The organism is Microcoleus sp. S28C3, from assembly GCF_036700785.1.
GTDB classification, from domain to species: Bacteria; Cyanobacteriota; Cyanobacteriia; order Cyanobacteriales; family Microcoleaceae; genus Microcoleus; species Microcoleus asticus.
Genome location: NZ_JAUBPO010000002.1, coordinates 134268 through 153798, shown reverse-complemented (window position 1 = coordinate 153798; position 19531 = coordinate 134268). Strand labels below are relative to the sequence as shown.

Genomic DNA, 19531 nt, shown 5'->3' with positions numbered 1-19531 from the left:
GGGAAGGGGAAGGGGAAGGTTAAGAGAAGGGGAGGGGTAAGGGTGGAACAAGTTCAGTAAACTCGCGTTATGTTCAAGTTGAAGCAAACTGATTATTTAGATTTTGATAAGTGAGATAACAGAACTTACGCTCATCAACCGGATTTCTCTGAAAAATTGTTGCTTTCTCAACTAGATATCTACGAAGAAACCCGATTTCTGGCATCGTGTGCGTAAGTCCTGAGAGAAGAAAGTTCAACTCAAAAAAGCGAAAATTTATCTTTCCTTCCCCTTCCCCTTCCCCTAAAATTGAGCTAATACTCGTTGCACTCTGAATGAATTAGGAGGGACAAATAGTATTCGTTGGCGACATCTGCTTGTTCCAACATATAAAAGACGGTGGTACTCTTTAAGTTTCTCTTGGCTGCTCATTTCCTTGCCTACCAAAAGTCGAGTCAAAATGTCATTGCTGTCCAAACCAACTTCATCAAAAGTGCTACCTTGAGAATTGTGAATAGTCAGGGCAAAGCAATTGTCAACTTCGGCAAATACGTCATCTTTAAACCAGTAATATTTCCGCCAGAGAAATCCATTACGTTTGGCACTTTTGAGTTTCTCTTTCAATTCAGCTTGGTAGCGCTTACTTTCCGATTCATGCAGCACAAAGATTTGCCGAAATAGACCATCATCAGTCACAATCTTCAACAGCCATACTCGGTAGCCGTAGTGCTGACTTATTTCAACTTGCTGTATGGTAAATTCAGTTGATGTGGCTAAAATCACAGTCTTACCATCAGGAGCCAGAACTGGTTTCTTAGTAATTAACCTTTCTCCAGATATAAATCTGGCAGTTGTTCGACCATAAAGTTGTTCTCGAACAGCCTGATTGTAATAGTTGACTCGCTTGTTTGTCCAGCACAAAATCCGGAAACAATCAGGATTTGAGGCAAATTCTTGCTTGATGGTTTTGATAGCATATTGGATGAGTGCTTCTGGTTTAACTTTGAATGCACCGTTAGATTTGTCCAATGAGTTGTAATTCGGATGTGGCAAAAAGACATCTGTTTTACTCTTGACAAATGAGCGACATTCCGTAATAAAATCAAGGACTGGGCTTTCTCCAGCTTGTCTAACTACTTGAGTTAATACAGCTTTATTGGCAATATTGAAAGCAGGCGAGCGCTTTTCTCCAACAGGATTAAGTTGCGCTGGGTCGCCCATGAGAATTAATTTCCGCTGATTGAAGAGAGTATGTTCAAATCTGCGCTCAATCCAAGACCACAATTGAGTTCCAACCATCGAACATTCATCGAGGAAAATGATATCATAGAGGTGGAGGTAACAACAGCTTGTCTGTTCTAAGACTTTCTCTTGTTCTTTGCGAACCATGCCTAAGCCTAAAAGCTGGTGTATTGTCATAAAATCTACTCCGAAAATGCCTTGAGATGCTGCCATTTTTCTGAGGATACCGACGGCTTTGTTAGTAGGTGCAGTAAGGGCAATACGCTTGCTTTGAGCCAAGAGTTCTTTGATTATAAGGAAAATAAGTGTGCTTTTTCCAGTGCCTGCATAACCGCAAAGTAAGAAAAATGGCTCGGTGCTGCTTGCAAATATTCTCAAATTGTCGAGTGCTTGCTGCTGCTGCGGCTTGAGAGTAAAGGGAATTTGTTTAAATTCCTGCGGTCGTTCTAGTAAAGTTTGAATCATTAGTGTACAGTAATGCTAATTCGATCGCATCCTAATAAGCGCTAGCTTGAGGGGGAGTATGAGGAACATTCAAATCAAAACTGACTTATAACAATAGTTCCGAATTTCAGAAAAGAATGGCTGTAATGGTTGATTTTTCGTTAGGTGAACTTACCTGAAACTCTGATTATGTCATTTACAAAAAAAGTTGTCATAAGTATTGTTTAATCAAAAATCAGCTCTGAATTTTATGATAATTCAGAGCTAGTTTTGCTGCTGTTGTTAGTTGTTAAACAATAATAACTTTGGTTTTCTTAACTCGTTTGATATTCACTGCTGTGCCAATACTATGTCCATCTCAAATGGCTAATCCGTAGTCACAATGCGAACACATTTCGATATCGCGATCGCTATAGTGTCCAGGAATACCAACAACTGGATAACCAGAAGTATTTCTGGGTTTGCCATTGCCACTAATTAAGGAATAGTAAACCAAAACTTTCTCGTAGTTCTTAGACTGCAAGTATTGCTGAACTAAGCTATCAACTCCAGGCGCATCACCGATAATGATTTTAAGTTCTAGTTCAATGATGCGATTGAGAGATGTATGAGCCTCTGATGGCAATTCCTGGATGGAACGACTGCCAGAAATCATTATTATTTTGTTCATGGTAAAATTCCTAAAATTTTTGGATAGCCAGTAAAAGACTCAAAGATTACTCCTTGAGTTTTTGTGAAGAATGCAATTGCTTCTTACTAACACACCAAGATATAAGCTGAAATCAAGCATTGAATGAAATTGCTTTTTCTGCCTTGACCTTCCCAACGAGAGCCGCGCACACCAACAATGTGATTGCATTGTTCAAGCCAAGCAACTCCACCATATTTTGCGATTGTTTTTAATAATCGTGGATGTTGTTGAAGTTTCGCAACAATAATTTCTGTCATTATTGTCATATCTTGTTGCAAATGTCCAAATTTGTGATTTTGATAAGCAGCTTCAGCATCACGGAAAACCTTGCCATTGAACTCAACTGGGTAGTGATTCTTGAGGTTTCCTTTTCTAAAAGCTAACTCTGTGGGATTAGTTAATGCTGCCCCAATTCCGATGCTGCATCCAGACCAAATATTGATTTCTTTCATCTTTTTCATCTTCTAACTTTTAGCTCGTCAGCACTTTTAATTGAAGTGGTGTAGTAAACCCTGACTTTCTCGGATTGCTCCTTGTTGTTGGTATTTATAAGTAGAGAAAGTCAACATTTTTCGCCGCTAGGCGATTTATCTTCCGGATTGGTCACAGAGTTTTTAATCGCATTTACATTGGTTACAGAATAGCCAATTTTCTTCCCAATTCCCATCATTTTGGCATCTTTTCTAAATCAAGTTCAGCCACTTTCCGCAGAGCTTCTAAGCGCTTCTTTAAAGTTTTATGTCGGGGAGTTTCTACAACATACTCGTATTTAGAACCTGTATGTTGAAGTTCTGGAATTTGGCAATCAATTAGGTAGCTAAGGCGACCAACTAGCTTTTTAATAACTATTAGCCAAGCCTTAGCTAACGCTTTAGTACGGAAACCAAGCCAAGCTTTAAAGTAAGAGCCGTCTTCGCTAACTTGGTAAGCAACATTGGGCGATAATTTAATAAGAGTTGGGATATGAGTAATGCCTAAACTTTTGAGTTCAGTCAAGCTGTAGCTTTGAATTTCTCCACTGTCCCATTGAATTTGAAATGGGCGTAGTGCCTGAATATTTAAACTAATAACTATTCCCCTTTGTTCCACTTGATTTCGGCGTTGTTCGAGGCAATCGCCCTCTCGAAAACCACTCCATCCATGTTTCTTAGCTAAATGTTTAAGGCAATATTGCCAGGCTTCTTCCCAAGCAATATCAAAGTCGAGAATGTGATAACTTTCTGTACTCAATTGTTTAGTCAATTTCTCTTTGATTTGCTGCTTTTGAATTGGTAGGACAATTTCTAAGAAATTGTCGGGGACTTCAAAAAATAAATGGGTCTTAGCCCTAATTTTTAGGTCATTGAAAGACAAAAAGCGACTGGCTTCTAATTGTTCGGGTGTAAAAACATCTATGGCACAACTTGTCGGGTAGCCAGGGAACAAGTTGATGGGAAAGAGATAATAGTGGTCAAGAGTAAATATGAGAATGTGATGTTCAGTGAGCGATTCTACTTGGAAAGTAGTGGTGTTACTGAATTGTAGTCGTTGCGAATTAGCTAGTACAATTGTTGTGCAAGCAGGAAGTTCTCCAGTAGTTTTTTGAGGAATAAACAGAGGCACAAGGGATATTTTAAGCACCCGAATTTCATCTAAGGTATAATTCCAGGAAAAACTATCTTCGTTGTTACTAGCATCCCAAGTAATTATTACAGGTCTATCGGTTTGATGGAGGGCTGTTATCGTGCCGTAATGGTTGCCAGATTTGACGATATCGCCTACTTTAAAGGGAAGTTGAGCGAAAGGAGGCGGAGTGAGAAAAGGAAAAATTACCGCTACCACTTCTTTGACTTCACTGGGGGGAGCGTTGTCAGGTTTAGAGCAAGTATTTGAGAAGCCAATTAAAGTCGTGTTAGAGTCCATAACCTTTGAGAAGCTAATTGTTTTCAACTTCTCCCGTTAGGGGATATCTTCTCGCGCTTAATCCCTTAACTTTTTGTGGTTTAATATCAAATCCGAACGAGTTTGTGCTTTATTTCGGCTTAAATTTTTTGAAGTCTTGCTAAGTACCTCCCCCAGGGCGAACGCATCTAAATTTCATGTTAACAGAATCTGGTGTATTGGAGAAGAATTATTGAGTAACTACAAAACATTTAATTAGGGTTTACCTGTATGAAACTTCAACCTAAATTTACCATCGCCGACCATTTTTCCGACTTAGAAGATCCAAGAATTGAGCGGACGAAACATCATCAATTAATTGATATTATCACCCTCTCAATTTGTGCCGTGATTTGTGGTGCTGATACATGGGTGGATATTGAAAGTTACGGGCGAGCTAAATACGAATGGTTAAAGAAAATTTTAGAATTGCCGAATGGCATACCTTCACATGATACAATTGCGCGAGTATTTTCGCGGCTCAAACCGGAGCAATTTCAGAAATGTTTTTTGAGTTGGATTCAATCTATTAGTTGCTTCAAACCCGGAGAAATAATCGCAATTGATGGCAAAACTCTTCGCCATTCTTACGATCGGGGAGGAGATAAGAAAGCAATTCATATGGTCAGTGCTTGGGCGACGAGTCAAAGATTAGTTTTAGGACAAGTTAAGGTTGATAAAAAGTCTAATGAAATCACATCTATTCCGGCTTTACTCAAAGTATTAGAATTAAATGGAAGCATTGTCACGATTGATGCTATGGGCTGTCAGAGGTCAATTGTGAAGTCAATTGTCGAACAAGAAGGAGATTATGTAATCACCTTAAAAAAGAACCAACCCTCCCTGTATGCCAGAGTAGAAGAGTTGTTTAAACAAGCAATTAGACAAGGATTTTCGGGATTTACACATACAGCTTATTCGACGAATAAAGAGAGTAAGCACGGTCGCTCAGAAATTCGACATCACTTAATGTTAAGTGACATCAAAGAGCTGATTGACCCCGACAATCAATGGGAGAAATTTCAGAGTATAGGTATGATAGAATCCGTGAGAATAGTGAAGGAAAAAACAACTATTGAAACTCGTTATTACATTAGTAGTTTACCAAATGATGCTCAAAAACTTGGTGAATCAGTCCGCAGCCATTGGGGAATTGAAAATTCTTTACATTGGGTATTAGATGTGGGTTTTCGTGAAGATGAGTGTCGGATTAGAAAAGATAATGCTCCGCAAAATTTTGCTATTCTTAGACACATCTCGCTCAATCTTTTGAATCAAGAGAAAAATTCAAAAACTGGAGCCAAAAATAAGCGACTTCGAGCCGGGTGGGATGATGACTATTTGACCAAGATCCTCGCTATTGCAGTTAACTAAATTCTCACGAATAACTCATTATTAACTCTTATACAACTTGGAAACAGTGGTTGTAATAGTTTTATTGTCTCAAAATTAGCAGAAGCGTAAAAACCACCATTAATTAGTTACTGTTTTCTTACTAAAGTCATTACAAAGCCTGTCTGTAGCTTCTAAGAATGGTGAATTTATCTCAAAATATACTCACCACTGATCAACAGTGTTCAATAAGATGCGTTCCCCCTGACGGTTGATGTTGTTCCCAACTGGGATAACTCGATTGGAATTGATATGGGGCTAGAGTACTTTGTTGCAGACTCGGAAGGAGATTTAATCGACTATCCTCGTCACCTGAGAGCGGCTGAATCGAAGCTTGCCTTGCTGCAACAGAAGAGAGAGTTGCGCCCAAAGGGTAGCGTTGCAGGAGCGCGATTGCATCAGCGGATTGCAAGGCTTCATCAGAAGATAGCAAGACAGCGCTATCAGTTTCATTGTGAAACGGCTAACCTTCTACTTTCAAAGGCTGATGTGATCTTCACCGAGGATCTAAACGTCGCCAATATGATGAAGCGCTGCAAGCCAAAACAGGATACAGATGGAACGTTTTTACCCAATGGTCAAGCCGCAAAGTCAGGACTGAACAAGTCTTTTGCTGATGCTGGAATCGGTCAGTTTGTCAACCAAATCCTACCTTTCAAAGCTGAAAAAGCTGGGAAGCAAACGATTAAGGTAAACCCAACTGGCACCAGTCAGCATTGCTGTATCTGCCTGAACCGAGTACCGAAAGAGCTGTCAGATCGGTGGCATTCCTGTTCTTATTGTGGGAACCAAATGCCACGCGATACAAACTCGCTTAGTGCTGATCAAAAAAGTGGGGTTGGGACTCGCCTCACTCAAAAAAGCTCGAAAGCCGAAAGGTCTAGAGAAGCCTGCGCGGGAGCATCCCGGTTTTGTAAATATCCGAATAAGTGTAAAATAGTTAAAATCAATAAAAGTGTCAAAAAAAGTCGAGAAAAAGAGCCATGACCCATGAAGAACTAGAGCAGTTGCAATTCTTTTCGGCAGAAATTGCTAAAATTTTGTATAACAATACACCGCCAAGTGAACTGACCAGTCTGGAAAATATTGAAAAACATCTCAGGCAACAATGGCTTGAAAAAGTGGGTCCACAAATCGGTTTTTTTTTATCAAAGAAGCAACAGGAACAGAACAAGGACGACCCCAGCGAGCGTAAAAAGCTGTATTGGTGAACTAATAATTACTGAAAAACAGGCCGAAAAATTAGAGTTCAAGAAATCTACTCGATTATCTCCATTATTTGAAAAATGCTGTCTCCGTCAAATAGCTAATCTTTCCTACTTCAAGGCTGCCCAAGAAATGGAAGTTCAGACAGGAGTAAAGATTGGTCACACTTGTTTACACCGATTGGTAGAAAAACAAGAATGGTCAGAACCTCATGCCAAAATAGAGGTGAAAGAAACAAGCATAGATGGAGGGAAAGTCCGTCTGAGAGGGAATTTAGGAGAAGGGTCTCATTGGCAAGATTATAAGGCAGTGCGGTTACATGAAAGTTATTATGGGGCTTTTTATCAAGAGAATGAAGAGTTAATTAACTATATAAACCATCAGCCATTAGCCGATATATTAACTTGTTTGGGTGATGGACATGATGGAATATGGAATATTATGAGCCAGTTAAATCCTGGTAAAACCAGACGCGAAATTTTAGATTGGTATCATTTAATGGAAAATTTATATAAAGTGGGAGGGTCGTTGAAATCTCTAGCCAAAGCCAAAGAATTTTTGTGGCAAGGTCGGGTCGAACCTACCATAAATTTATTTAAATATTGTCGCAAAAAACCCGCTAAAAACTTTTGCAAGTATCTAGAAAAGCATCGCTCTCGAATTGTTAACTATGAGCAATTATCATCAGACAAGATTTGTTCCATAGGCTCGGGAGCGGTGGAATCGACTGTTAAACAAATAGATAGAAGGTTGAAAATTTCGGGAGCTCAATGGTTGAAAAAAAATGTCAATCAAATGCTAAAACTTCGTTGTGCTTACCTCAACGATCTCTTGGCTATTTGAGGCTTTTGCAAAACCGGGATGCTCCCAGCCTGCGCTGTATGCGTAGCATCAGCGTCGGGAGTAGTTCACAAGCTGTCCCAGGAATGACACCAGCACATCACAGGGATTTTAACAGTTCCAATCCGATTATGAGACTTAGGGATGGAACAGCGGTCAGGGCTTGGAAAAACCCCCTCGGTGTTGACCACATTTTTTTAGCCGATCCCGATGGCAAAATGATTTACGGTGGCTTCGTAGGCTGGATTCACAGCGAGGGGTTGAATCAAGCTATTTCGCAGATGAGAAGCAACTTGACTTGACATATTACCCGGACAAGGACGGCGATCGCCTTTGGCTGTCAGGAAACTGAAGAAAAATTAACCTAAACCAAGAAAATCAAAATAAGTCAAGGAAAGTCAACCTAAAGCACGGTTTATCCACTGGCAAACCGGAAATAAGTGATGGGCGATCGAGCTACCGCATCAAGTCGATCGCCCGTTTTGCGATTTTTAGATTTTAGATTAGATATCTCGCAGGGTGAGCCGGGGGAGTTGCGGGCGATCGCTCTGGAAATCCTGAAACTCCTGAAACTGCCTGCGGTGATGGCGCTGGGTGAGTTTTGGTGTTGAGAGGCGATCGCTCAAGAATACAATCAGTTTGATTGAGGAGCGTTAAGGTAGCTTGCAACTATCCATGCGGGGGCGTTGCTGATTTACGGTATGAAAGGCTAAATATGCAAATCATAGAAACCAGTATCACAAAGCTTCTGAATTTTTAAATTATTTTTTTCATACCCTGATTAAGTAACGCCGACAAATCCAGTAATAGCACCACTACTAAGTAACCCGACTAAGCTGTACACCAAAAACTTCTTATTCATAACTCCACCTGATTTGAAGAATAACTAGGTTTCAATACTGGCTGCTGCAAAGCAAGACGCGCTCACTGATGCAACAAGGCAATGCGGTAAATTAAATGGGTTTATGCCGTTGCTTTAGCCATCTGACGGCAAGATTCAGCACAACGACGGCAGGCTTGAGCGCACTTCTTACACGGCTCGTGGTCGTGCTTCTCACACTCAGTCGCACAGCGATCGCACGCTTCTGCACAAACCGCACACATTTGAGCGTGCAGGTCAGAATTACGAGCCATGAACCGAGCGCAGAGAGCACAGGTATCAGCGCAATCGCGGCATAGCTTAATACATTGAGCCATCATCTGCACCATGTCACTGGTTAAGCAAGCGGTTCCGCATTGCTCACACTCACGAAGACAGTCGAGGCAATTCTGAATGCAGGTTTCTAGCAGAGATTGATGAGATTTAGTAGTAGTAGTAGTCATAGTTTTAAGCTCCTAAAGAATCAACACAACGAAGAACAGATTGTTATGCCCTTCACCTTGGTTAGGGGATGACTAAGTTCTTATATCTCTCAAGCTAGGCTCAGACTATGAGAAACCTATGAGCGATTCAAGGTTTACGTCTTTAGGAAGATTTTTCCAGATTTTTGGCGATGAGCAATTCATTTCATCCTGATTTCATTATTTCCCATTATTATTGGAGGATTCCGACCACCTGACACCACAACCAGCCTGTAAAGGAGTTAGACTGATGAAAATTTTGGTGGTAGAAGATGATGAGGCAATTGCCGACCTACTTACTTATATGCTCTCCAACCAAAATTACGTGGTTGAAGTTGCTAACGATGGTGAGGCAGCTTGGGAACTGATTGTTGTTTATAACTATGATTTACTACTGATAGATATTACGCTCCCTCGTTTAGACGGAATAAGTCTCTGTCGTAGAGTCAGAGCCCACGACTATAAAATGCCAATTCTGGTGGTAACAGGGCGAGGCAGTGGTCACGATCAAGCGATCGGGCTAGATGCAGGTGCTGATGGGTACATGGTGAAACCGCTCGATCAGGAGGTATTGATTGCTCGAATTCGAGCCTTGCTGCGTCGCGGAGGCACGGCTTTTCAATCTGTGCTGGAGAAGGGTAGTTTGCGGCTCGATCCGACAAGTCGTGAAGTTACTTACGCAGGGCAACTTCTATCCTTAAGTCCCAAGGAGTTTTCGATCCTAGAGTTGTTTTTGCGGAATAGTCGTCAAGTCTTTACCTACAGCGTAATTTTGGATCAAATCTGGGCGTATGGAGAGACTCCTAGCGAAGATGCTGTGAGAACTCATATTAAGGGGCTACGGCAGAAATCTAGAGGGGTCGGCGCTCCCAGAGATTTGATTGAAACGGTTTATGGACTGGGTTATCGGCTTAAACCAATCGCTGATTCAACCAAGACGGCTCAACTCACGTCTAATGAAGCGACTCAACCGATTCAACAACAAACCCTCAGCGCCTTATCCAAGCGTCAAGAAATTGATCGCGCCTCAAACGACTTAACTACAGAACGAATCGAGCCGGAAGAGTCTCTGTTTGCGGATGAGCGTCCTTTGTTATTGATCGTCGATCCCGATCGCCAACTGGCCCAACAGTTGATGAATGAAGCGGTGGACTGGGGATTTCGGAGCGCGATCGCAACGACACTTTCCGAAGCCGAAACGAAAATTGAGCAGGATACGCCTACCGTTGTGCTACTCGATCCCGATATTACTCATCCCACAACAGAGAGTTTAAGGCTGCTGGCAAAGCTCAGTCATCAAACTCCTTCTGTGCCAGTTCTAGTTTTAACCAGTCACGATCAATTAACCGATCGCCTAGAAGTTGCCCAACTCGGCGGACATAGTTTTTTACACAAACCCTTGCCCCCGGCTCAAGTGCTGAAAGCGATCGCACAAGCGGCACAACAAGCAAAGACAGCAAAGCAACGAGTGATGGTCGTCGATGCTGATCCCCAGATTCTTGCAACTCTAAAGGAGTTTCTAGAACCCTGGGGATTGAGCGTAACAACGCTGAACAATCCTCAACAATTTTGGGAAACGTTGAAATCCTGCTCGCCGCATCTGCTAATTTTAGATGTGAAAATGCCTGCTGTGAGCGGCGTTGAGCTTTGCAAAATTATCCGCAACAATTCGCGCTGGGGGCGCTTGCCGATCATTTTTTTGACGGCGCATACCGATGCTGCGATCGTCAATCAAATGTTTTCAGTGGGTGCAGATGACTTTGTGAGCAAGCCGATCGTAGGGCCAGAATTGGTCAGTCGCATCATCAATCGCCTAGAACGGATCAAACTCCTTCAGAATGCTGCTGAGACAGATTATTTGACCAAACTCTCTAACCGCAATAAGTCAACCCAAGACTTAAACAAATACCTTCAACTTGCAGCAAATCAACAGGAGCAGCCGCTCTGTCTAGCAGTTCTGGACATAGACAATCTCAAACAGATCAACGATTGTCACGGGTACAATACTGGCGACATGGTGATGCGTCAGTGGGGACAATTGCTCCGGCAAACTTTTAGGCAAAATGCAGTCGTTGCTCGCTGGGAGAGCGATGAATTTGTGGTTGCCTTATCTAGCATGATTAAGGCAGATGGTATTCAAAGACTCACTCAATTATTAGCAACGCTCCACCACAGAAAATTTGTTGCTCCCGATCAAACTCAATTTCGGATCACATTTAGCGCTGGCATTGCTCAATATCCAGATGATGGCACGGATTTGCATTCTCTTTATCAAGCCGCATCCGAAGCCTTGCATCAGTCTAAAGTTGCTGGGTGTGCTTGTATTTTTTCTACGGAAGACTGTAGGGCTATTCTCAAACAAACGAAGGCTTAATTCATTATTAAAATTCTCAACTCAAACTTTTCTTAACTCCTTATAAGTTCCTCAGATTGTTTTATTACAGTCAAATAGGACTAACCACTCGGTAAATCAGGCTCTATTGGTGAACTTTTTGCGCTACCAATAGCATAGTCAAGATTTTCACAACAGAACGCGATCGTCAACCTCGACGAAAACTCCATGGTCGGTCACTACCCATCCAAAGCATCCTACGTGGGAAATATCTATGTTTGAAACGCTATTTACGCCCAATCCCAGTGTTGAAGCTAAAGTCAGTATCCGTCGTCGCAAAGGTGTCATTATTGGTGCCGGGCAGGTGGGAATGGCGTGTGCCTACTCAATGATTATCCAGAACTGCTTTGATGAGTTGGTTCTTCAGGATATTCAGACAGAGCGGCTTCAGGGAGAAGTCATGGATCTGATACATGGCACTCCCTTTATCGGTTCTGTCAATATCAAAGCTGGAACCGTTACCGATGCAGGGCAGGATGCAGACCTGGTTATTATCACGGCTGGAGCTAGCCAGAAGCCGGGAGAGAGCAGACTGGATCTGGTTGAGCGTAACGTTGTCATCTTTAAAAGCTTGATTGCAGATGTGATCAAATATTGTCCCAATGCCACCCTACTGGTTGTGAGTAATCCAGTAGACATAATGACATACGTGACCCTTAAACTCTCTGGATTTCCTGCGGCCAGGGTAATAGGCTCTGGAACAGTTCTTGACTCTGCCCGTTTCCGTACCCTGCTGGCAGAGAAGATGGGAATTGATCCACGAAGCGTTCATGCTTACATCATTGGCGAACATGGCGACAGTGAAGTACCGGTCTGGAGCAAGGTGAATGTTGCCGGAATGCCTCTCTATAATGAGCAGGGTAGCCCATCGCCAGACAACGCCAATCTAAATGAGATTTTTGAGCAAGTCAAGAACGCTGCCTACGAAATCATCAAACTCAAGGGGTGCACTTCCTATGCGATCGGGCTGGCAACGACCGAAATAGTCAAGACCATTCTTCACGGTCAGGAACGCATCCTTCCGGTTAGCAACCTTGTAAATGGGTTCTACGGCATTCACGATGTATGTCTCAGTCTACCCTCTGTTGTCAATGAAAAAGGTGTCATTAAAACTGTCAACCTCACCCTTAACGACACGGAGCAACAGCAACTCATTCATTCTGCACAAGTCCTACGTGACATTTTTGACAAGCTGACGCTTTAGTGCAGCGCCAGCTTTGTATGAACGAAACACTTGATGAATAACCTCTTTTAACTCCTCATAAGTTCCTCAGATTGTTTTATTACAGTCAAAGTTGGTATGCAAGGACTGTTGCATACAATCACCTCCGAATTAACAAACTTGTCCATCGTGCGGACAAATTACAACCAAGGAAACAAACTCATGGCATATACACATACGATTGTTGCTTCTTTCCCCTCCCATGCAGAAGCAGAAAGGGTTGTATTGGAGTTGCAAAAAGAAGGCTTCGATATGGAAAAGCTCTCGATCATTGGCAAAGACTACCAGACTACTGAAAATGTGCGCGGATTTCTAACCTGGAAAGATACAGCGAAAGCTGGAGCCGCAGGAGGTGGTTATTGGGGTAGCTTCGTGGGAGGTTTATTTGGCATTTTAGCAGGGGCTGGAGTGCTGTTTATTCCCGGAATGGCTCCGCTCATCATTGCTGGCCCTGTTGCTGGAGTGTTGGCAGGTTGGTTGGAAGGAACGCTTGTTGGTGGCGCTGGTGCTGCTGCTGTAGGAGGACTAGCGGGTGCCTTGGGAGGGTTAGGAATCCCGAAGAACGAGGTACTGAAGTACGAGACTAAAATCCAAGCAGGGGAGTTCACGATCCTTGTTACAGGCAGCGAGGATGATGTCAGTCAGGCGAAGCAGAGACTAGAGAGAATTAGCCATGAAATCAATATGTCTGTGGCTGTTTAAGGCTTTGAACTAACAGCAATAAGGTAGTGAAACTTAGTAACTATTTTATAGTTCTTTTTCTTTTTAAGATTTTTTCACAAGGAGTCATAATGACAAATAAAATTGACATCAACAAATCTGTGCCGCGCGAGCGATGGGGTGAATTTTTCGATCAGTTTTCAGATGGTAATCGCGGACGGCATATTTCCATCGAAATCATCAATTCAGAACTCGGTGATGCAGAACTGATTCAGGACGCACCTCTTCATGCGATGGTTTACGATCGCCCTGGCAAGGGGGATGATTTGGTGATTGAAGTGGGTAAAGATGAGGTGACTTATGCTCACACGATCGATTCACCAACTGAAGTCTTGACGGGACAGGACTCAAACGGCGTGATCATGGCGGTTCGGATTAGTGACGCTGCTGGTGCACAAACATTGATTAAGCTACAAGCTAGTTGAGCTGATTGAATAATGCTGAGTTTAACTGATTTCAGCATCCAATGTTTTATGACCCACACTCAATAACCCGCAGCAGTCAATATGTCTGAAATTCAAAACAAAGTGGTAATTATCACCGGAGCCAGCAGTGGATTAGGTGAGGCGACAGCACAGCGACTTGCTGCTAGTGGAGCCAAACTGATGTTAGCTGCCCGCCGCGAAGATCGGCTCAAAGAATTGGTTGACGCGATCGCCCGATCGGGGTGGACTGCAACCTACCAAGTGACGGATGTGACCGATCGCGCACAGGTGGAAGCATTGGCGCAAAAAACTTTGAGTACATACAGCCGGATCGACGTACTCATCAATAATGCCGGCTTGATGCCACTCTCTGCCCTCGACCAAGTAAAGGTGGAAGAATGGGATCGGATGATCGATGTCAACATCAAGGGCGTTCTCTATGCGATTGCTGCCGTATTGCCGATTATGTGTCAGCAAAAGTCGGGTCACGTCATTAATTTATCGTCTGGCCGGACATAAAGTGTTTCCGGGGTCAGCGGTCTACTGTGCTACTAAGTACGCAGTGCGAGCGATCTCTGAAGGGTTGCGGCTAGAGTCAAACGGCGAAATCCGTTCGACTAATATCTCACCAGGAGCCGTTGCTACTGAATTGACCACCATGATTACCGATGAAGATACAGCAGCCAGAATGAACGCATTTTATAAAATAGCGATTGATGCAGATTCTATTGCTCGTGCGATCGCCTTTGCGATCGAGCAGCCCAGTGATGTTGATGTGAATGAAATGATCGTCCGTCCGACACTTCAGTAATTTGAGAATCAAAGAACATGATGAAACAGCGAAAACGAAGACACGATCGAAATTGCGTAGATCGCAGTAATTAAAGGAGTCACCATGAAAGGTTTTGTGCAACACATCGAGAGTATCGCGATCAAAAATGAGGATTTTCGCCGAGTCCTTTACACAGCAAAGTATTCCCAGCTTGTCGTTATGGCCTTAAAACCTGGGGAAGAGATCGGCGCGGAAGTCCATAAGCTCGACCAGTTCTTTCGTGTAGAGGAGGGAAGAGGTGAGGCAGTTCTTGATGACGTGCGATCGCCTATTAGCTCGGGCTTTGCGGTAATCGTACCCGCTGGAACGAAGCACAACATCATCAATACCGGCGATATGTTGATGAGGCTCTACACGATCTATTCGCCACCGAATCATCGGGACGGCGTAGTCCACCGCAACCGCAGCGACGCGGATGCCGATCGGGAACACTTCGACGGCAAAACTACGGAATAGAAAGCGTTTAAATGAGTTTTGCACCATTTGAAATAAGCCTTTTATGAGCTGGCTAGAAGCAACGGCTCACAATCAAATTAACTTTTTGGGAATAGGCATTTTGCCTGTTCTTGAGAAGTTATTCCATCTCATTTTAAATCAGTTTTGACGGTAATTTAGGATAAAATTATGACAGATATCATGAGCCGCGAAATTCACCTAGTCTCCCGCCCCAACGGAATCCCAACCGCAGATAACTTTGCGATCGCCCAAACCGCAATCAAGCCGCTGCAAGACGGACAAGTGCTCGTTCGCAATCTCTACCTTTCGGTAGATCCGTATATGCGCGGTCGCATGAACGAGGGGAAATCCTATGTTCCGCCCTTCGAGTTGGGCAAAACGCTCGAAGGCGGTGCAGTCGGCGAGGTCATCGAGTCCCGCGCCCAGGAATTCAAGTCGGGTGATGTTGTCACTTCTAACTATGGCTGGCGTGAATACTTCATAGCTGCACCAAAAGATTTACATCAGGTCAGCCGCGATATTCAACCCCCCTCGGTTTACCTCGGTGCCCTCGGTATGACGGGTATGACTGCTTGGGTTGGATTGAATTTGGTAGAGGTCAAAGCCGGCGATGTTATTTTTGTTTCGGGAGCCGCAGGTGCGGTGGGAAATGTCGCCGGACAACTGGCTTCATTGCGCGGATGCCATGTCATCGGCTCAGCCGGTTCAATGGAAAAAATCAAATTTCTGCGGGAAGAATGCGGATTTGATGTCGCCTTCGATTACAAGGCCGGCCCTATTCTCGAACAACTAAACCAAGCAGCACCGGACGGAATTGATGTCTATTTCGATAACGTCGGAGGCGAAACCCTGGAAGCGGCGCTTTCGGCATTGCGCGTGCACGGCCGAATTATCGCTTGTGGCAGCATCTCCGGTTATAACGATGAAAAACCGCAGCCGGGCCCTTCCAATCTATTTAATATGATTGGCAAACGGTTGACGATGAAAGGGCTAATCGTTAGAGATTGGGTCGATCGCCAGAGTGAATTTGAACAGGAAGTGGGCGGCTATTTCCAAGCTGGCAAACTGAAGAACCAGGAAACAGTGGTGACAGGAATCGATCGAGCGGTGGACGCTTTCATCGGTCTTTTTGAAGGCAAAAATGTGGGTAAAATGGTGGTAAAATTGGATTAGGTAGCCGCTAATTGAGTGGGTACTTGCTTCATTAATTTGAGCAGGTTGAAACCCTAGATCGCTTATACATTAATTGGGTTTAAGAAAGTATGGATCTCCAACTATCAGATCGGATTGCATTGGTCAGCGGTTCCACCGCCGGAATTGGACTCGCGATCGCCACGACACTTGCCCAGGAAGGAGCAACAGTCATAGTCAATGGCAGAACGCAAGAGCGCGTAAACGATGCCCTCAAAAGCATTCAGCAAAGTGTCCCCAATGCCAAACTTCAGGGAATTGCTGCCGATTTGGGAACGCAAGCAGGAGTTAAATTGTTGTTTCAACAAGTACCAGAAGTCAACATTTTAGTCAACAACTTAGGAATTTATGGCGCTAAAGCATTTGAAGATATCTCCGATGAGGAGTGGATGAACTTTCTGGAAGTAAATGTGATGAGCGGTGTACGGCTCTCCCGTCATTACTTACCTTTGATGCTAAAAAAAGATTGGGGACGAATTATTTTCATCTCTAGTGAATCTGGCTTGAATATTCCCGTTGAAATGATTCACTATGGCGTTACCAAGACTGCACAAATAGCCGTGAGTCGTGGTTTAGCTGAAACAACGGCAGGCAGTCGTGTCACGGTAAATACAGTATTGCCAGGGCCAACCCGTTCCGAAGGAGTGGAAACTTTCATTGAGGGACTCGCCAAAGAGCAAAATATTTCAGCCGAACAAGTTGAGAAAGAATTTTTTACCAATACTCGTCCATCTTCACTGATTCAGCGGTTTGCTTCAACGTCTGAAGTTGCTGCGTTAGTTGCGTTTGTTGCTAGTCCTCTAGCTTCTGCAATTAATGGTGCCGCCTTGCGAGTCGAAGGTGGAGTGGTGCGATCGATTATTTAATGAATTCGCCTATTCAACCCAGGAATAAAATGATTACTCATCCATCTCAAGCGACGCAGCCCGTCGCGCCACTTAACGACAATAGCGAAACGCTGCTACAAGAAAATCGCGTTGCAGTATTGCTTGCAGGGTATGGTGAAGTAGAATCTTACCGGGATCTGAGTCGTTATAACCAAGCTGCAACTAAGTACATTGCAGCTCAGTTTGTGTCGATTCCAGACTGGCTATATCCTCTTGCTGGTTGGTTTCTCACACTTCAAGATTTATACAATTTTGGAGTGAAACACGATCGTTTCATGTCACCTGAAAATAAGATTTTTGAAAAACAACGTCTAGGTATTGAGGAACAGTTACAAGACAAATGGGGAAATCGCGTGCAAGTGTTCAAAGGCTTTTATTTCTGTCAGCCATTTGTGCAAGAAGTTGTAGCAGATATCATTGACCAAGGCTTTCAGAATTTGCTGATTTATCCTTTGCTTGTAGTCGATTCTGCATTCACGAGCAAAATAGCTGTAGAACAAGTCAATGAAGTGATTGCAGCAAAATCAGCTCAGAATGAGTCTCAAGATTCTCCATTTAAGAAAATTCGATATATTCCAGCCTTTGCGACTGAACCTAGCTACATTGATTTGATGGTAAGTCAGATTAAGGAAAGTCTGAATCAGCCCCTCGCAAGTGGCTTTTTTGAGTCTCAGATTGGAATTATATTAACAGTTCACGGTGGCCCGGAAAAAGCGAAAGGACTGTTAACTGGAGTGATTGATGGACAAGTTCTTTACAATCGCGTACAAGCACAGTTGCAGCATCAATATCCCCTCATCTCGATCGGTTGGATAAATCATGACACGCCTTTCATGAATTGGTCACAGCCCAATCTGAAACAAGCTGCGAAAAGTCTGATCGAAGCAGGTGCTAAAACCATTCTGTTTAAACCCCTCGGCTGGGCAACTGAGAATTTTGAAACCATTCTCGATGTGGATGATGTAATTCAATCTTTGCAGCGTAAGTATCCAACTGTGACTTACACGCGGCTCGATTGTGTCAATGACGATCCTGATTTTCTGAAAATAGCAGCAGAATGGGCAAATCCTGATATTGAAGCAATGCTGTCAGCGCCGAAATACCAGTATCACATTCAAACTAGAAGACTTGATTTTGACTGAAATTTATAATGATTTATCTAAAAAAGGGGTTACAACGAGTCAGCGAAATTGTCCATCAGACTAAACAGATTTCTCTCAATATGCTATGGGAGTCAGCGATATCTAACGATCGCGTATTCCTCTCAGATGAACTCTCTCACCTGCCAGAAGCAGCAAGACGATATCTCGAACACGCGATCGCACCCAAAACCAAAATCGCCTCTGCGGTGAGATTGCAGATGCACGGCGAAATCAAATTAAAGAATTGGATTCCATTCAAAGCAGAGCAAGTTATTTGCTGGGAGCATGGACTGATTTGGAGCGCTACGGCATGGATGAATGGTTTGCCAATTGTGGGTTCGGATCGGATTATAGACGGTGTAGGTGCAATGCAATGGAAACTTTTAGGAATTTTTCCGAGCCACAATCGATGATGCAATCTATCGGTAGACTGCTCAAAAATCAAAGAGTCTGTTACGACTAGCGGAGCCTGATTTATGCAGGAATTTCTATTTGCTCTCACACTATCAGCTTTGCCCGTTGTCAGTAACTTCATTGGCGCAATGATTGCTGAAGCCTTACCGACATCAAAAAAAACATTAGGACTTGCACTGCACGCTGCTGCTGGCGTACTGCTTGCGATCGCATCTACCGAACTGATACCAAAAGTTGTTATCGCTAAACCTGTTTGGGCAACTATTCTAGCATTGTTTTTAGGTGGAGCTTTTTTTGTATGGGTTAATCAACTTCTCAACTTAAGCAAAAATCGACTGCGTGGCATCGATGTCAATACTGTGAGTTTGGCGATTTTTCTGAGCATTGCGATCGACTTATTTGGCGATGGATTAATGATTGGCACCAGTCTGACGATCTCGCCTCATTTAGGAGTAGTGCTGGCATCGGGGAGAGTTGTGGCTCACATTCCAGAAGGATTTGTCACTAATGCAGCGTTTAAAAGTCAAAAGATGCCGCGAACAAAGCGATTTTTGTTACTTGCTGCATTTATTATTCCTGTTTGGCTGGGCGCGACGCTGGGCTATTGGGGATTGCGCGGACAAGCCGAGCTTCCCAAGCTAGTTGTGCTTGCATTTACAACAGGCACTTTGATGGTGGCGATCGCTGAAGAAATTATTCCTGAAGCCCATCAAACTCAAGATACAAATTGGTCTATCTTGACATTTATCGGGAGTTTTGCGCTTTCAATATTGTTCTCGTCTTATCTTGAATAGC

At 43.4% G+C, this 19531-nt stretch carries 19 protein-coding genes and 2 pseudogenes; 16 read left to right on the top strand and 5 right to left on the bottom strand.

What is annotated here, in order from left to right; all coding sequences use genetic code 11:
- Window positions 1-282 precede the first annotated feature (282 nt).
- The 4 genes from QUA13_RS01405 to QUA13_RS01390 all read right to left on the bottom strand — a co-directional run bounded on the left by QUA13_RS01405 (window position 283) and on the right by QUA13_RS01390 (window position 4258).
- Entirely contained in the window at window positions 283-1686 is a 1404-nt protein-coding gene (locus tag QUA13_RS01405; protein ID WP_333196049.1) for a DEAD/DEAH box helicase, read from the bottom strand.
- A 337-nt stretch (window positions 1687-2023) separates the two neighbouring features.
- Window positions 2024-2335: a hypothetical protein gene (locus QUA13_RS01400; protein ID WP_333196047.1), complete on the bottom strand. Its 312-nt coding sequence runs from the start codon at window positions 2333-2335 to the stop codon at window positions 2024-2026.
- Between the two features lie 86 nt (window positions 2336-2421).
- Entirely contained in the window at window positions 2422-2808 is a 387-nt protein-coding gene (locus tag QUA13_RS01395; RefSeq protein WP_194060989.1) for a hypothetical protein, read from the bottom strand.
- A 214-nt stretch (window positions 2809-3022) separates the two neighbouring features.
- Entirely contained in the window at window positions 3023-4258 is a 1236-nt protein-coding gene (locus tag QUA13_RS01390) for a hypothetical protein (protein ID WP_333196044.1), read from the bottom strand.
- A 249-nt stretch (window positions 4259-4507) separates the two neighbouring features.
- Here QUA13_RS01390 and QUA13_RS01385 point away from each other — a divergent pair, with 249 nt between their 5' ends.
- The 5 genes and pseudogenes from QUA13_RS01385 to QUA13_RS01365 all read left to right on the top strand — a co-directional run bounded on the left by QUA13_RS01385 (window position 4508) and on the right by QUA13_RS01365 (window position 8325).
- Window positions 4508-5650 carry an ISAs1 family transposase gene (locus QUA13_RS01385; RefSeq protein ID WP_333196041.1) on the top strand — a complete coding sequence of 381 codons (1143 nt, stop codon included), beginning with the start codon at window positions 4508-4510 and terminating at the stop codon, window positions 5648-5650.
- Window positions 5651-5920: 270 nt separating this feature from the next.
- A complete protein-coding gene (locus tag QUA13_RS01380) occupies window positions 5921-6655 on the top strand; it encodes an RNA-guided endonuclease InsQ/TnpB family protein (RefSeq protein WP_445242664.1) in 735 nt (244 codons plus the stop codon).
- A pseudogene (locus QUA13_RS01375) lies at window positions 6652-7717 on the top strand (ISKra4 family transposase). The gene QUA13_RS01380 and the pseudogene QUA13_RS01375 overlap by 4 nt, the downstream one beginning before the upstream one ends.
- A gap of 128 nt (window positions 7718-7845) precedes the next feature.
- A complete protein-coding gene (locus tag QUA13_RS01370; protein WP_333196040.1) occupies window positions 7846-8016 on the top strand; it encodes a hypothetical protein in 171 nt (56 codons plus the stop codon).
- A 141-nt stretch (window positions 8017-8157) separates the two neighbouring features.
- A complete protein-coding gene (locus tag QUA13_RS01365; protein WP_333196038.1) occupies window positions 8158-8325 on the top strand; it encodes a hypothetical protein in 168 nt (55 codons plus the stop codon).
- Between the two features lie 352 nt (window positions 8326-8677).
- Here the strand turns inward: QUA13_RS01365 and QUA13_RS01360 are convergent, their stop codons facing one another.
- Complete coding sequence (locus tag QUA13_RS01360; RefSeq protein WP_333031603.1) at window positions 8678-9037, bottom strand: four-helix bundle copper-binding protein; 360 nt, start codon at window positions 9035-9037, stop codon at window positions 8678-8680.
- A gap of 268 nt (window positions 9038-9305) precedes the next feature.
- On the opposite strand from QUA13_RS01360, the gene QUA13_RS01355 reads away from it, so the two are divergent.
- The 11 genes and pseudogenes from QUA13_RS01355 (at window position 9306) to QUA13_RS01305 (ending at window position 19530) form a co-directional block, all read left to right on the top strand.
- Complete coding sequence (locus QUA13_RS01355) at window positions 9306-11429, top strand: response regulator (protein ID WP_333196036.1); 2124 nt, start codon at window positions 9306-9308, stop codon at window positions 11427-11429.
- A gap of 232 nt (window positions 11430-11661) precedes the next feature.
- Window positions 11662-12651, top strand: coding sequence for an L-lactate dehydrogenase (locus tag QUA13_RS01350; RefSeq protein ID WP_333196035.1), 990 nt, complete (start codon window positions 11662-11664; stop codon window positions 12649-12651).
- Window positions 12652-12831: 180 nt separating this feature from the next.
- Entirely contained in the window at window positions 12832-13371 is a 540-nt protein-coding gene (locus tag QUA13_RS01345; protein ID WP_333031608.1) for a general stress protein, read from the top strand.
- 89 nt (window positions 13372-13460) lie between these two features.
- The gene (locus tag QUA13_RS01340; RefSeq protein ID WP_333196033.1) at window positions 13461-13814 is read left to right on the top strand and encodes a DUF5335 family protein; all 354 of its coding nucleotides are present in this window, start codon (window positions 13461-13463) and stop codon (window positions 13812-13814) included.
- An 81-nt stretch (window positions 13815-13895) separates the two neighbouring features.
- A pseudogene (locus QUA13_RS01335) lies at window positions 13896-14625 on the top strand (SDR family oxidoreductase).
- A gap of 84 nt (window positions 14626-14709) precedes the next feature.
- On the top strand, window positions 14710-15102 hold the full coding sequence (locus QUA13_RS01330) for a cupin domain-containing protein (protein ID WP_333196032.1): 393 nt from the start codon (window positions 14710-14712) through the stop codon (window positions 15100-15102).
- A gap of 168 nt (window positions 15103-15270) precedes the next feature.
- Window positions 15271-16275 carry an NADP-dependent oxidoreductase gene (locus tag QUA13_RS01325; protein ID WP_333196030.1) on the top strand — a complete coding sequence of 335 codons (1005 nt, stop codon included), beginning with the start codon at window positions 15271-15273 and terminating at the stop codon, window positions 16273-16275.
- A gap of 89 nt (window positions 16276-16364) precedes the next feature.
- A complete protein-coding gene (locus tag QUA13_RS01320) occupies window positions 16365-17159 on the top strand; it encodes an SDR family oxidoreductase (protein ID WP_333196027.1) in 795 nt (264 codons plus the stop codon).
- 29 nt (window positions 17160-17188) lie between these two features.
- Window positions 17189-18322: a ferrochelatase gene (locus tag QUA13_RS01315; RefSeq protein ID WP_333196026.1), complete on the top strand. Its 1134-nt coding sequence runs from the start codon at window positions 17189-17191 to the stop codon at window positions 18320-18322.
- A gap of 8 nt (window positions 18323-18330) precedes the next feature.
- Window positions 18331-18735 (top strand): DUF6544 family protein, encoded by a 405-nt coding sequence (locus tag QUA13_RS01310; RefSeq protein WP_333196025.1) that lies wholly within the window; start codon window positions 18331-18333, stop codon window positions 18733-18735.
- 63 nt (window positions 18736-18798) lie between these two features.
- Window positions 18799-19530, top strand: a complete 732-nt coding sequence (locus QUA13_RS01305) for a ZIP family zinc transporter (protein WP_333196023.1) — start codon at window positions 18799-18801, stop codon at window positions 19528-19530.
- Window position 19531: the final 1 nt, after the last annotated feature.